The organism is Actinoplanes sp. NPDC048791 (assembly GCF_040650095.1).
In the GTDB taxonomy this organism is placed as follows: Bacteria; Actinomycetota; Actinomycetes; order Mycobacteriales; family Micromonosporaceae; genus Actinoplanes.
In genome coordinates this window covers 1-12829 of record NZ_JBEZGQ010000142.1, presented here as the reverse complement: position 1 = coordinate 12829, position 12829 = coordinate 1, and the positions used below count along the sequence as shown (strand labels likewise).

The window sequence follows — 12829 nt, the reverse complement described above, 5'->3', positions numbered from 1 at the left end:
CTTGATGTCTGCGTGGGTCATCCCCGCCCCCAAGCCCCACCACGCAGCCAGCTGAAACACAAAATAAGGGGCGCCCACACCGGGCGCCCCTCAGATCGTCTGTCGGGGGTTAGTTGGAGTTAGACATCATGTCTGCGCCACGCCAAGAGAACTCCGGGTCCGCCTTGTACTGGACCGTGATCTTCACCAGGTCCTCGGCGTACCTGTTGGCGTGGTGTCCGCAGAACACCAGCTCGCTGCCACCAGCCAGGGTCAAACGGAGCTTTCCGGCTGCATTGCAGCGGTCGCACCGTTCATCGGCTGCTGGTCCGGCCACCGTTCCCGCCGGCGGCGTGAGAGTCGGGGTCATCGCCTTCCTCCTCTGGTCGTCACCGATGAACATGTTCCTCGGCTACTGCTCACCCATGGTGCAACACCCTTGGCCCTAACAGCCTTCCCACTGTGCCCCGGGGGGACCCAAGTCACATGTGGTCCGGCTAGTGTGCCGTGCTCCAAGGGTGCCACGTCAACGATCACTTCTGCACAACGGTCTGATCACCACCGAACGATGTACGGGTGGTGACCAAACAGGCACGGACTGTTGACTGAACGGGGGTAATCCCGTATTGATCAAGGTGTCCGTGCCTGCCGTGGTCAGAATCAGTCCAGGTAGTCGCGCAGGACCTGCGAGCGGGACGGGTGTCGCAACTTCGACATCGTCTTCGACTCGATCTGCCGGATCCGCTCCCGGGTGACCCCGTAGACCTGGCCGATCTCGTCCAGGGTGCGCGGCTGGCCGTCGGTCAGGCCGAACCGCAGCCGCACCACGCCCGCCTCGCGCTCGGACAGCGTCTGCAGCACCTGCTGCAGCTGGTCCTGGAGCAGCGAGAACGACACCGCGTCGACCGCGACGACCGCCTCGGAGTCCTCGATGAAGTCACCGAGCTGGCTGTCGCCCTCGTCGCCGATGGTCTGGTCGAGCGAGATGGGCTCCCGGGCGTACTGCTGGATCTCCAGCACCTTCTCCGGGGTGATGTCCATTTCCTTGGCCAGTTCCTCCGGCGTGGGCTCGCGGCCCAGGTCCTGGAGCAGCTCACGCTGTATGCGGCCGAGCTTGTTGATGACCTCCACCATGTGCACCGGGATGCGGATGGTGCGGGCCTGGTCGGCCATGGCGCGGGTGATGGCCTGGCGGATCCACCAGGTGGCGTACGTGGAGAACTTGTAGCCCTTGGTGTAGTCGAACTTCTCGACCGCGCGGATCAGGCCCAGGTTGCCTTCCTGGATCAGGTCCAGGAACGCCATGCCACGGCCGGTGTAGCGCTTGGCCAGCGAGACCACGAGTCGCAGGTTGGCCTCGAGCAGGTGGTTCTTGGCCCGCTCGCCGTCGCGGCCGATCCAGCGCAGGTCCCGCTCGAAGTTGCGCTCGAGCTTCTCCTCGCCCTCGTCGCAGGCGCGCAGCCGCTCGGCGGCGTACAGGCCCGCCTCGATGCGCTTGGCCAGCTCGACCTCCTGCTCCGCGTTCAGCAGGGGGACCTTGCCGATCTGCTTCAGGTAGGCCCGGACGGAGTCGGCCGAGGCGGTCAGCTCGGCGTCGCGGCGCGCCTGCTTGAGCGCCTCGGACTCCTCGTCGTCCCACTCGAAGTCGCCGTCGGTCGCTGTCGCGGCCGCGTCGGTGGCGGCGGCCTGGACCAGGGCGGCCGGCTCCTCCACGACGACGTCCTCGATCTCGGCGGCGAGCTCCTCGGGATCGATCTCCTCGCCCTCGGCCGGGGTCTCGCCGGGCTTGGCGGCCTTGGCGGGAGCGGCCTTGGCCCCCGGGGCGGCCTTGCGCGGCGCGGCGGCGGCCTTCTTGGCGGGAGCTGCCTTCTTGGCCACGGCGGCGGGTGACGGCGCGGCTGCGTCGTCCTCCGTGCCGGGCTGCTTCTGCTCGGGTGCGGCCTTCTTCGCCGGGGCGCGGGTCGCCTTGGCGGTGGTGGCCTTGGAGGCGGGGGTGGCGGCGCGGGCGGCGGCGACCCGGCGGCGGGTGCTCGCCGAGCCGTCGACGACGACCGTGACTCCCGCGTCCACGAGGGCGCGGAGGATCTTCTTGGCCTGGGCCGGCGTGACTTCGGCCGACTCGACCGTCTGCACGACCTCGGCTGACGTGATCTGCCCGCCCGCACCCTGAGCATGGGCGATCAGGGCCTCGGTGAGAGAGCGAACGTCGGCACCGGTCTGGTGGGCTTCTGTCACGAATGACCTTCCGGAGGGCGATGTAACACGGCCATGAACCCAGCGCAGCGCGCGGCGGAACGAGGCTGGCCGGTGTGGTGTGGGAGCCCTCGGGACGCGGACGGGCCCGCTGGCGGCTGTCCGTGAAGCGTGGGCAGGGGTGAATTGTAGCGCCGTCCGGCTAGATCCTCCCGCCGCAGCACGCCACCGGCACGCCGCGGGGGGTCTCGAGGGGGGTACCGGGCCCTCGGGAGGCGTTTGCCGGGACAATGACGACGGCTGAAAGGACGGTCACCAGTGGCTGTTGAACCGGGGACATCGACGCCGGACACCTTACTCGAGATCGCCGTACGGATCGCCCGGGAGGCCGCGGCGACCGCCCGGCGGACCCGGGCCGAGGCGATCACCGACGTGCAGACCAAGAGCACCGACACCGACGTGGTGACGGCGGCCGACCGGGCCGTCGAGCGACAGGTGGTCGCCGCGCTGGCCGCTGAGCGGCCCGCAGACGGCGTGCTGGGCGAGGAGTACGGGGATTCCGCGGAAACGGCCGCCGGAGCCGTACGGTGGATCCTGGACCCCATCGACGGCACCGTGAACTACCTCTACGGCCTCCCGCAGTACGCGGTCTCGCTCGCCGCGGAGGTCGACGGCGTCGTGGTGGCCGGCGTGGTGCTCAATCCGGTCACCGGCGACGAGTGGACGGCGACGCTCGGCGGGGGCGCCTGGCGCGGCGGGCGCCGGCTGACCGGCTCGCTGCGGACCACCCTGGACCAGACCCTGCTCGCCACCGGTTTCGGTTACGACCGGGCGCGCCGGGCCCATCAGGGTGCGGTGGTGGCCGAGCTGCTGACCCGGGTGCGCGACATCCGGCGCTTCGGGGCCGCCTCGATCGACCTGTGCCTGGCCGCCGAGGGCAGCGTCGACGCCTACTTCGAGAAGGGGCTCAACCCGTGGGACCACGCCGCCGGTGGCCTGGTCGCCACCGAGGCGGGTCTGCTGGTGTCCGGACTCGACGGAGCGCCGGCCGGGCCGGACATGGTCGTCGCGGCCCCGCCGGCCATCTTCGGCCCGCTGCACGACGCCCTGGTGGAGCTGGACGCCGCGGGTGGTCCCTGAGCCGGCTGGAGAGGCCGGGGTCAGGAGTCCTTCTTGGGGGCCACACAGGCGCCCGGCGGCAGCTCGGGCTCGCCGAGCTCGACCAGCGACTGGTTGACCTCGGTGGTGGTGGCGAGCTGCTGGAAGCCCTTGCCGACGACCACGTCGACCACCGCGCCCTTGCGCTTGGGGTCGTACTGCGGCTCCGCCTGGTTCAGGAAGTACGCCCGCAGCAGCCAGGCCGAGCCGACCGCCTCGGGGCCGTACCGCATGACCGCGACGTCCTCGACCTTCTTCTTGTTCTCCGCCGGCTTCTGGGTCTTGAAGCGCCGGTTCTTGAACTCGTTGGTGACGCTGTCGGCCAGCCCGGGGGTCTTGGTGCCGTTGAAGACCCGCACGGTGACCTGCTCGGGGTCGTCGGGCAGGGTCAGGTTCGCCATCACCGAGCCGTCGGGGCAGCCGCCGGCGACCGCGTCGCCCTGCGTGTCGCGGACCAACGCCACGACGACGAAGACCACCGCGGCCACGGCGAGCACGCCGACCACGACGAGCGCTCGGACGCGGGCAAAGCTCATGGAACTGGCTCCCGGGGTCAGCTCGATCGACCACCGTCCGGTGCCGGACGGAGTATGCGGTGAGGTTAGCGTCTGCACGCCAAGCCTGCGGAAAGAGGGAATGTTCCCGGCGCGGCGACGATGATCCACGGGCTGCGACCCCTACCTTGATGTCGCCTCGGTCACATCGGGAACAATTGGCCGCCCGCGCGCGTACAAGCCACGCGCGAGGGCGGTAAGGTGCCGCGTTTGCCGGGGCAGTTTCACGAGGGGGTGGGGGCGCCCCGGCGGACGGGCGATCCCTGTTTCAGATCGGGGAAAAAAGTCCGTCGCACCCGGGAACCGAAACGCCGTCGCTGGCGTTACTAACGCCAAGTGACACATCGATACAGGAGAGTGAAAACCGATGGCCACCGACTACGACGCCCCGCGTCGCGACGAGGTCGACCTCGGCGAGGACAGCCTCGAGGAGCTCAAGGCCCGCCGCGCCGACTCGCAGTCGGGCGCAGTGGACGTCGACGAGGTCGAGGTGGCGGAGAGCTTCGAGCTCCCCGGTGCTGACCTGGCCGACGAGGAACTGACCGTCAAGGTGCTGCCGATGCAGACCGACGAGTTCCGCTGCGCCCGTTGTTTCCTCGTGCATCACCGCAGCCAGCTCGCGGTGGAACGCAACGGGGAACTGATCTGCCGCGAGTGCGCCTGACCGGCGCGCCCGCGAGCAGGGCAATCCCCGGTCGTCGTCCGACGGCCGGGTCACGTACCGACCCCTGACGCCCCGGTAGCCGGTTTGCCCCGGCCGCTCCACCGGGTATCAGGCTGACCGTATCGAAGCCGACGGCAGACACGGGGAGGTCGACGATGAGCCGCCCAGACGACAACACGGCACAGTCCGCGGAACCGGGGCGTGAGCTCATCAAGGTCGACCCCGCCGAGCCTGCCGGCCACGGGCCGACCGACCCGGGGGAAGCCGGGATCGGCGCGACCGTGGCCGCCCTGACCGCCGACGACCTGGAACCGGCCGGTCGCCGGCGCCTGCTCGGCCGGCTTGTCGGCGATGTCCGCCGGCGCGGTCTCGGCCAGCTGTTCCGGCCGCAGGCCGCCCTGCGCTGGATGGCCGACGTGGTCGCCGACGTGGCACCGCACGTGCCGGTCCGCGACCGGGCCACTCTGCGCCGCCACTATGACGGGCTGGACGGCGACGAGCTCGCCGAACGGCTGATCCGCAACGCCGCCCGGGCGACCGCCGGGGTGGGCGCCGCCGGTGGCGGTGTCGCTTCTCTCGAATGGGCTGCCACCCCGACCCTGCTCTCGGCCCCCGTCCTGCTGGCCGCCGAGACCGTCGCCGTCGTGGCCATCGAGCTCAAGCTGCTCGGCGAGCTGCACGAGGTGTACGGCCGGCCGGTCACCGGCAGCGCCGTCGAGCGCGCGACCGCCCTGATCCAGTCCTGGTCCGGCCAGCGCGGCGTCAATCCGCTGGTGCCCGGCGTGGGGGTCGCCACCGTGCTCGGCACCGCGGCCCGCAAGGAGTTGCAGGGCACTCTGCTGCGCCGCTTCGGGCGCAACCTGACCACGCTCGGCCCGCTGCTCACCGGCGCGGCCGTGGCGAGTTACCTCAACCGGCGGGCGACCCGTTCACTCGGCGACAAGCTGGTCAAGGACCTGCGCCGGCAGGGGCCCGCCGTCATCGAGGGGGAGCGCCGGGAGATCAGCTCCTAGCGCGCAGCAGTGCCGTGGCCAGCTCGACCGGGTGCCGGGAGCTGACCACCCAGAACGGGGTCGGGTCGGCCGGGTCGTCCAGCAGCACCTGCACCGCGCCCTTGATCCAGGGCCGCTGCACCACGAAGGCCAGCGGGTGCGAGCCCACGCCGAGCACCTCCCGCTTGCCCGCCGCGTCCAGCGGGATCACGTCGGCGATCACGCTCAACGGCAGCCGGGCGTCGTCGACCTGGAGCTCCGTCGCGGTGACCGCGACCCGGATCCGATCGGCCCGCCACAGCAGGAAGACGGTCAGCGGCAGCAGCACGGCGAACGGCACCCAGGCGCGCAGGCCGGTGCTGCCCATCCAGCTCACGGCGGCGAGCAGGGCCGCCACCAGCAGCCAGCCCGGCCATGCGAGCCACGGGATGTGCAGGCGCTCGGCGTACGCCGGACGCGGCGCCGCCGTGCGTGCGGAGGCCTCGGATGTCACCCTGGTGAGGGTACGGCGCGCCTCCGTCCGCGGCGACGGCAGGATGGCAGGGTGGGTGCCGCTCGCCCGCCCGCAGGACCGACGCCGATCGTGAGGACCGCTACCGTGACCGAACCCGTGGACATCCAGGTCCGCCGGCTCGACCCCGACCTGCCGCTGCCGGCCTACGCCCACCCGGGCGACGCGGGCGCCGACATGTACGCCGCCGAGGACGTGGAGCTCGCCCCCGGCGCTCGGCTCCTGGTGCGGACGGGGCTGGCGATCGCGCTCCCGGAGGGCTACGTGGGCCTGGTGCATCCCCGCTCCGGTCTCGCGGTGCGCCTCGGCGTGACGGTGCTCAACGCGCCCGGTACGGTCGACGCCGGTTACCGGGGCGAGATTCTGGTCAACCTGGTCAACCACGACCCGGCCGCGACCGCGAAGATCTCCCGGGGCGACCGGATCGCCCAGCTGGTCGTGCAGCGGGTCGAACGGGCAGTGTTCCACGTGGTCGACGAGCTCGCCGACACCTCCCGGGGTGCGGGCGGGCACGGCTCGACCGGCGGGCACGTGGCTCTGCCGACCGGGCCGGGCCGGCGATGAAGCCCGCGCAGCAGCAGTTCTAGGACGAAGAAGGTGGCAACGCAGATGTTCTCCCGCAAGCGCGGCGGTCCGAAGCACGTGCGCCCGGACGACGCTCCCCAGTCGGCGGCGCTCGCCAAGAGCATGGGCGACGGGCCGGCGCCCGAGTTCGGCCCGTACGACAGCAGGCAGGCTCCCGAGGGTGTGCAGCGGCTGGACCTGGGCAGCCTGCTCATCCCGGCGATCGAGGGCGTCGAGGTGCGGGTGCAGGCCAACCCGGACGGCGCCGTCGAGCAGATCGTGCTCGTGCACGGCAACAGCGCGTTGCAGCTCGGCGTCTTCGCCGCGCCGCGCAGCGAGGGCATCTGGGACGAGGTGCGCGCCGAGATCGCCGCGGCGATGAAGTCCGACGGCGCCGCGCCGCAGGAGTTCGACGGGCCGTACGGCGTCGAGCTGGCCGCCCGGGTCAACACGCCCGAGGGGCCGGCGGATGTCCGGTTCGTCGGGGTGGACGGCCCGCGCTGGATGGTCCGCGCCCTGTTCCAGGGGCTGGCCGCCGCCGATCCGGGGCAGGAGGGCGTGCTCGGCGACTGCCTGCGCGGCCTGGTCGTGGTCCGCGACGACGAGGCGCGGCCGGTGCGTGAGGCGCTGCCGCTGCGGTTGCCGCGCGAGATGGCCGAGCACGCGGAGGAGCACGCCGCCGACGGCGAGGACCCGACTCCGCCCGACGTGGCCATGAACGAGCAGTTCCCCGGCACGAACGGCCGCCACGCGCATTGATCGGAACGGCTCCCGGTGAGGTACGTCACCGGGGCCGCTTCCGGCGTACCGTGGGCTTGCGGCACCTGCCCACACTGTGTGCCGTCCGCCGGTACCCCCGCCGGCGCGTTTCCACGGTTCGCCGAGGAGAGGGTGGCACGAGGTCATGTCGACCGATGAGCGCACCGGGCTGCGCCGGTTCTTCGAACGGCTGACCGCGTCCGAGGCCGAGCTGGACGCGCAGGAGTTGCAGCGCGACAGTGCCAAGTGCGGTGCCATGCCCGCCGGTCAGTGCCATCGGGGACAGGTCGTCTCGGTGTCCGGCCGGCTGCGCACGGTGGCGTACACTCCCCGCACCAACCTGCCGACGCTCGAGGCCGACCTCTACGACGGCAGCGACGTGGTCACGCTCGTCTTCCTGGGCCGCCGTTCCATCGTCGGCATCGAACCGGGTCGTCAGCTCACCGCCCGCGGCCGGATCGCCCTGCGCGACGACCGCAAGGTCATCTACAACCCGTACTACGAGCTGGAGGCGCCCCGGTGACACCCGGCAGCGAACCCCGTCACGCCGCGCACGAGTCAGTGGAGGACCGGGTCGCCGAGGAAGTCGTCGAGGAACTCGTCGGGGAATTCGCCGACGAGCTCGATCCGCCGCCGGTGCTGCCGTCAGCCGGCCGGACGGAGGAGGCCGAGGAGCCCTTCCCGTCGATGAGCGAGCAGATCTCCGAGCAGCTGGGCGGGGTCCGCGGGCTCATCGAGTCCAGCGTGCCGGTGCTCGCATTCGTGGTGCTCAACGTGCTGCTGGGCGAGGCCGGGCTGGATCTGGCCAAGAAGACCGCGCTGTACTGGGCGATCGCCGGCAGTGTCGGCTCGGCCCTGGCCATCGGCATCTACCGGCTGACCCGCAAGCAGCCGATCCGGCACGCGGTCAACGGGCTGTTCGGCATCGCGATCGGTGCGTTCCTGGCCTGGCGCACCGGTGACGCCAAGAACTTCTACCTGCCGGGCATCCTGCTGACCCTGGGCCAGGTGGTCGTCCTGATCGCCTCGGTGGCGGTGCGCCGGCCGATCATCGGCTACGTCTGGGGCGTGCTGGCCAACGGCGGCAAGCACGACTGGTTCGACAACCCCCGCCTGTTCCGCACCTTCCAGTGGCTGACCCTGGTCTGGGCGGCGTCGCTGTTCATCCGCGCGGGCGTGCAGGGCTGGCTCTACCTGGCCGACCAGGCGAACGCGATCGGCGTGGTCCGGATCCTGATCAGCTGGCCGATCTATGCCGCGACCTTCGCCTTCACCGCCTGGGCGGTGCATCGGGTGACCTCCGCGCAGGCGGCCGAGGCCGAGGCGGCCGAGGCCTCCTAACCCAGCTCGCGGGTGTTGCCGAGCACCACCGCGCGGACCGCGTCCTCGACCTCCGAGGTGCAGACGAAGATCAGCTCGTCGCCGGCCTCCAGCGGGTCGTCCGGCGTGGGGACCAGCACGCGCTTGCCGCGCAGGATGGCCACCAGGGCGGAGTCGCGCGGCATCGGCACCGAGCGCACCGGCTCACCGACGTACGGGGCGGTGGCCGGCAGGGTGATCTCCACCAGGTTGGCCTCGCCCTGCCGGAAGGTCATGAGCCGGACCAGGTCGCCGACGGTGACCGCCTCCTCGACCAGGGCGGCCATCAGCCGCGGCTTGCTGACCGCGACGTCGACGCCCCACTGCTCGGTGAACAGCCATTCGTTCTCGGCCCGGTTGACCCGGGCGACCACCCGGTTGACCGCGAACTCGGTCTTGGCCAGCAGCGAGCAGACCAGGTTGGCCTTGTCGTCGCCGGTGGCGGCCACGACCACGTCGCAGTTGGCCACGTCGGCCTCCTCCAGGCTGCTGACCTCGCACGCGTCGGCCAGCACCCACTCGGCCTCGGGCACCCGCTCGGGCCGCAGCTGGCGGGGCTGGCGCTCGATGAGCATCACCTGGTGGCCGTTGCCGATGAGTTCCTGGGCGATCGAGCGGCCCACGTTGCCCGCGCCCGCGATGGCGATCCGCATGGTCAGTGACCCCCCAGCCCGGAGCCCGCGGCGCTCGCGAGCACGTCGGCGACGATGTCGTCGGTGACCAGCATGAAGACCTGGTCACCGTCCTGCAGGACGGTGGACGGGGTGGCCAGCGAGCCGATCCCGAACCGCATCAGGTACGCCACCCGGGCGCCGGTGGCCTCCTCCAGCGAGGCGAGCGTCTGCCCGACCCAGTCGCGGTGCAACGGCGCCTCGACGATCGACACCGAGCTCGTGGGGTCGCGGAACACCTCGACGGTGCCCTCCGGGACCAGGTGGCGCACCATCCGGTCGGCGGCCCAGCGGATGGTCGCCACGGTGGGGATGCCCAGCCGCTCGTAGACCTGGGCCCGCTTGGCGTCGTAGATGCGGGCGACGACCCGCGACACGCCGAACGTCTCGCGGGCCAGCCGGGCCGAGATGATGTTGGAGTTGTCGCCGCTGGACACCGCGGCGAAGGCGTCGGCCCGCTCGATGCCGGCCGAGCGCAGCACCTCGCGGTCGAAGCCGATCCCGGTCACCGTGATGCCGCCGAACTCGGCCCCCAGCCTGCGGAAGGCGTCGGCGTTCTGGTCGATCACGGCGACCGAGTGGCCGCGCGCGTCGAGCTTGTTCGCCAGGGTGGAGCCGAGCCGGCCACAGCCCATGATCACCACGTGCAAGGTTTTGCGCCTTCCCGCTGGATGCGTACCTAGGCAGAGCGTGCCATGCGGCGGCGACGGCCGTTGGCCGGGGCGGCCGACGGCGTGGCGTGCACAGCCGTACGCTTGGCGCTTGTGGCAAGTTCGACGTCCTTAGCGAAGCGGCTCCTGCTCGGCCGGCCGTTCCGTTCCGACCGGTTGCAGCACACGTTGCTGCCCAAGCGGATCGCGCTGCCCGTCTTCGCCTCGGACGCGCTGTCCAGCGTCGCGTACGCGCCCGACGAGATCCTGCTGACGCTGTCCATCGCCGGCGCCGGCGCCTTCATGTACTCACCGTGGATCACGCTCGCGGTCGCGGTCGTGATGGCCACGGTGGTGGCGAGCTACCGCCAGAACGTGCACGCGTACCCGTCCGGCGGCGGGGACTACGAGGTCGCGACGGTCAATCTGGGCCCGCGCTTCGGGGTGGCGGTGGCGAGCGCGCTGCTGGTCGACTACATCCTCACGGTCGCCGTCTCGATCAGCGCCGGGCTGGCGAACCTGGGCTCGGTGGTGCCCTTCGTGGCCGAGCACAAGATCGGTGTCGCGCTGGCCGCCATCGCCGTGCTCACCGCGCTCAACCTGCGCGGCCTGCGGGAGTCGGGCACCGCCTTCGCCATCCCGACCTACGCGTTCATCGTGGTCATCCTCGGCATGTTGCTCACCGGCCTGGTACGCGTCTATCTGCTCGGTGAGGACCTGCGTGCGCCGAGCGCGGGCATCGTCATCGACGCCGAGGAGCATCACCTCACCAGCTTCGCTTTCGTCTTCCTGCTGTTGCGGACGTTCTCCTCCGGCTGTGCCGCGCTGACCGGGGTCGAGGCCATCTCCAACGGCGTGCCCGCGTTCAAGCCGCCGAAGAGCCGCAACGCCGCGACCACGCTGATGCTGCTGGGCAGCATCGCGGTCACCATGCTGGTCGGCATGATCATGCTGGCCCGGGCCACCCACCTGCAGTTCGTCGAGGACCCGGCGCAGATCATCGGCGGACCGGCCGACTACGTGCAGAAGACGGTCACCACCCAGCTCGGCGAGACGGTGTTTGGCAGCGGCTCGATCCTGCTGTACGTGGTCGGTGCGGTCACCGCGCTGATCCTCTTCCTGGCCGCGAACACGGCCTTCAACGGCTTCCCGGTGCTCGGCTCGATCCTGGCCCAGGACCGTTACCTGCCCCGGCAGCTGCACACCCGGGGCGACCGGCTGGCGTTCAGCAACGGCATCCTCTTCCTGGCCGTCGCCGCCATGCTGCTGATCGTGGCCTTCGACGCCGAGGTCACCCGGCTGATCCAGCTCTACATCGTCGGTGTCTTCGTGTCCTTCACGCTGTCGCAGGGCGGCATGATCCGGCACTGGAACCGCCTGCTGCGCACCCAGCGGGATCAGAGCGTGCGACGCCGGATGGTGCGCTCGCGCGCGATCAACTCCTTCGGCATGGCGCTCACCGGCGCCGTGCTGATCGTCGTGCTGATCACCAAGTTCCTGCTCGGCGCCTGGATCGCGATCGTTTTCATGATCGTCATCTATCTGGGCATGCTGGGCATCCGCAAGCACTACGTACGGGTCGCGCAGGAGCTCGAGCCCAGCGACGAGCGACCGGTGCTGCCGTCGCGCAACCACGCCGTCGTGCTGGTCAGCAAGGTGCACAAGCCCACCCTGCGGGCGGTGGCGTACGCCCAGGCGACCCGGCCGGACACGTTGACCGCGGTCACGGTCAACGTGGACGACAAGGACACCCGGACGATCCAGACCGAGTGGGAACGCCGGCAGATCCCGGTGTCGCTGACCGTGGTGGACTCGCCGTACCGGGAGATCACCCGGCCGATCATCGACTTCGTCAAGAGCGTGCGCCGCGGCTCGCCGCGCGATGTGGTCACCGTCTTCATCCCCGAGTACGTGGTCGGCCGCTGGTGGGAGAACCTGCTGCACAACCAGAGCGCGCTGCGGATCAAGACCCGGCTGCTGTTCGAGCCCGGGGTGATGGTGACCAGCGTCCCGTGGCAGCTGCAGTCGAGCCAGGACCGCGACCTCGACCGGCTGGACCGGGACCTGAGCCGCGCGCCGGCCCGCGGTCCGCGTACCCGTCCCAGCAACGTGCCGGCCGGGGTGGCCGCCACGCCTCCCGCCGATCCCCCGGAAGAGCCGAAGTGAGCGACGAACTGTTCGAGGGCGACCGCGTCGAGGTCACCGTCGGTGCGCCGGCGCACGGCGGGCACTGCGTGGCCCGGATCGGCGGCCCGCACGGCCGGGTGGTGTTCGTCCGGCACGCGCTGCCGGGGGAGCGGGTCACGGTCGAGCTGACCGAGCTGCACAAGGGCTACCTGCGCGGGGACGCGGTGGAGATCCACGAGGCCGCGCCGGAGCGGGTGACGCCGCCGTGCGCGTTCGCGCATCCCGGTGGCTGCGGTGGCTGCGACCTGCAGCACGTGGCGCCCGAAGCGCAGCTGGAGTGGAAGACCGCCGTCGTCAAGGAGCTGCTCGGCCGGATGGGCGGCCTGAGCGGGGAACGGATCACCGAGCTGGACGTCCGGGTCCGGCCGCTGCCGGGCGGCCCGCTGGGCTGGCGGTCGCGGGTCCGGTACGCGGTGGACGCCGCCGGCCGGCCCGGGCTGCTGAAGCACCGGTCGCACGAGGTCGTACCCGTCGATCGTTGCCTCATCGCCCACCCGGACCTGCAGAAGCTCGACGTGACCGGCCGGTTGTGGCCCGGCGAGCGCGGCGGCAGTGGCTATCGCGGCGCCCGCGGCGAGCAGCAGATGG

At 71.2% G+C, this 12829-nt stretch carries 15 protein-coding genes; 9 read left to right on the top strand and 6 right to left on the bottom strand.

Annotated features, from left to right (window positions below):
* Positions 1-109: 109 nt before the first annotated feature.
* Positions 110-349 (bottom strand): hypothetical protein, encoded by a 240-nt coding sequence (locus AB0C29_RS13720; protein ID WP_125803548.1) that lies wholly within the window; start codon positions 347-349, stop codon positions 110-112.
* A 290-nt stretch (positions 350-639) separates the two neighbouring features.
* A complete protein-coding gene (locus tag AB0C29_RS13715) occupies positions 640-2214 on the bottom strand; it encodes an RNA polymerase sigma factor (protein WP_360819771.1) in 1575 nt (524 codons plus the stop codon).
* A 276-nt stretch (positions 2215-2490) separates the two neighbouring features.
* On the opposite strand from AB0C29_RS13715, the gene AB0C29_RS13710 reads away from it, so the two are divergent.
* Complete coding sequence (locus tag AB0C29_RS13710) at positions 2491-3312, top strand: inositol monophosphatase family protein (RefSeq protein WP_360819768.1); 822 nt, start codon at positions 2491-2493, stop codon at positions 3310-3312.
* Positions 3313-3332: 20 nt separating this feature from the next.
* On the opposite strand, the gene AB0C29_RS13705 is transcribed toward AB0C29_RS13710, so the two are convergent.
* Positions 3333-3866, bottom strand: a complete 534-nt coding sequence (locus AB0C29_RS13705; RefSeq protein WP_360819765.1) for a LytR C-terminal domain-containing protein — start codon at positions 3864-3866, stop codon at positions 3333-3335.
* Positions 3867-4251: 385 nt separating this feature from the next.
* Between AB0C29_RS13705 and AB0C29_RS13700 the strand changes: the two genes are divergently transcribed.
* Complete coding sequence (locus AB0C29_RS13700; RefSeq protein ID WP_023561654.1) at positions 4252-4548, top strand: DUF4193 domain-containing protein; 297 nt, start codon at positions 4252-4254, stop codon at positions 4546-4548.
* A gap of 155 nt (positions 4549-4703) precedes the next feature.
* Positions 4704-5561: a hypothetical protein gene (locus AB0C29_RS13695; protein WP_360819762.1), complete on the top strand. Its 858-nt coding sequence runs from the start codon at positions 4704-4706 to the stop codon at positions 5559-5561.
* On the opposite strand, the gene AB0C29_RS13690 is transcribed toward AB0C29_RS13695, so the two are convergent.
* Complete coding sequence (locus tag AB0C29_RS13690; protein WP_360819760.1) at positions 5551-6033, bottom strand: DUF3093 domain-containing protein; 483 nt, start codon at positions 6031-6033, stop codon at positions 5551-5553. The genes AB0C29_RS13695 and AB0C29_RS13690 overlap by 11 nt on opposite strands.
* 90 nt (positions 6034-6123) lie before the next feature.
* On the opposite strand from AB0C29_RS13690, the gene dut reads away from it, so the two are divergent.
* The 4 genes from dut to AB0C29_RS13670 all read left to right on the top strand — a co-directional run bounded on the left by dut (position 6124) and on the right by AB0C29_RS13670 (position 8715).
* Positions 6124-6615 carry a dUTP diphosphatase gene (gene dut, locus AB0C29_RS13685; protein WP_360819757.1) on the top strand — a complete coding sequence of 164 codons (492 nt, stop codon included), beginning with the start codon at positions 6124-6126 and terminating at the stop codon, positions 6613-6615.
* 45 nt (positions 6616-6660) lie between these two features.
* Entirely contained in the window at positions 6661-7374 is a 714-nt protein-coding gene (locus tag AB0C29_RS13680; RefSeq protein ID WP_360819777.1) for a DUF3710 domain-containing protein, read from the top strand.
* Positions 7375-7519: 145 nt separating this feature from the next.
* Complete coding sequence (locus AB0C29_RS13675) at positions 7520-7897, top strand: OB-fold nucleic acid binding domain-containing protein (RefSeq protein WP_360549604.1); 378 nt, start codon at positions 7520-7522, stop codon at positions 7895-7897.
* On the top strand, positions 7894-8715 hold the full coding sequence (locus tag AB0C29_RS13670; RefSeq protein ID WP_360819754.1) for a DUF3159 domain-containing protein: 822 nt from the start codon (positions 7894-7896) through the stop codon (positions 8713-8715). Before AB0C29_RS13675 ends, AB0C29_RS13670 begins: the two co-directional genes overlap by 4 nt.
* On the opposite strand, the gene AB0C29_RS13665 is transcribed toward AB0C29_RS13670, so the two are convergent.
* Positions 8712-9392, bottom strand: a complete 681-nt coding sequence (locus AB0C29_RS13665; RefSeq protein WP_360819774.1) for a TrkA family potassium uptake protein — start codon at positions 9390-9392, stop codon at positions 8712-8714. The two genes, AB0C29_RS13670 and AB0C29_RS13665, sit on opposite strands and share 4 nt — an antisense overlap.
* Positions 9389-10054: a TrkA family potassium uptake protein gene (locus AB0C29_RS13660; protein WP_360819751.1), complete on the bottom strand. Its 666-nt coding sequence runs from the start codon at positions 10052-10054 to the stop codon at positions 9389-9391. The genes AB0C29_RS13665 and AB0C29_RS13660 overlap by 4 nt, the downstream gene beginning before the upstream one ends.
* A gap of 114 nt (positions 10055-10168) precedes the next feature.
* On the opposite strand from AB0C29_RS13660, the gene AB0C29_RS13655 reads away from it, so the two are divergent.
* Both AB0C29_RS13655 and AB0C29_RS13650 read left to right on the top strand, forming a co-directional pair.
* Complete coding sequence (locus tag AB0C29_RS13655; protein WP_360819748.1) at positions 10169-12220, top strand: APC family permease; 2052 nt, start codon at positions 10169-10171, stop codon at positions 12218-12220.
* The coding region (locus AB0C29_RS13650) for a TRAM domain-containing protein (RefSeq protein ID WP_360819745.1) at positions 12217-12829 on the top strand (613 nt) is incomplete at its 3' end. The genes AB0C29_RS13655 and AB0C29_RS13650, both read left to right, overlap by 4 nt.

Bases quoted from the DNA above. Each gene is read 5' to 3' on its own strand.
- AB0C29_RS13720 (WP_125803548.1), bottom strand. From the start codon at position 349: ATGACCCCGACTCTCACGCCGCCGGCGGGAACGGTGGCCGGACCAGCA.
- AB0C29_RS13705 (WP_360819765.1), bottom strand. From the start codon at position 3,866: ATGAGCTTTGCCCGCGTCCGAGCGCTCGTCGTGGTCGGCGTGCTCGCC.
- AB0C29_RS13700 (WP_023561654.1), top strand. From the start codon at position 4,252: ATGGCCACCGACTACGACGCCCCGCGTCGCGACGAGGTCGACCTCGGC.
- AB0C29_RS13695 (WP_360819762.1), top strand. From the start codon at position 4,704: ATGAGCCGCCCAGACGACAACACGGCACAGTCCGCGGAACCGGGGCGT.
- AB0C29_RS13680 (WP_360819777.1), top strand. From the start codon at position 6,661: ATGTTCTCCCGCAAGCGCGGCGGTCCGAAGCACGTGCGCCCGGACGAC.
- AB0C29_RS13675 (WP_360549604.1), top strand. From the start codon at position 7,520: ATGTCGACCGATGAGCGCACCGGGCTGCGCCGGTTCTTCGAACGGCTG.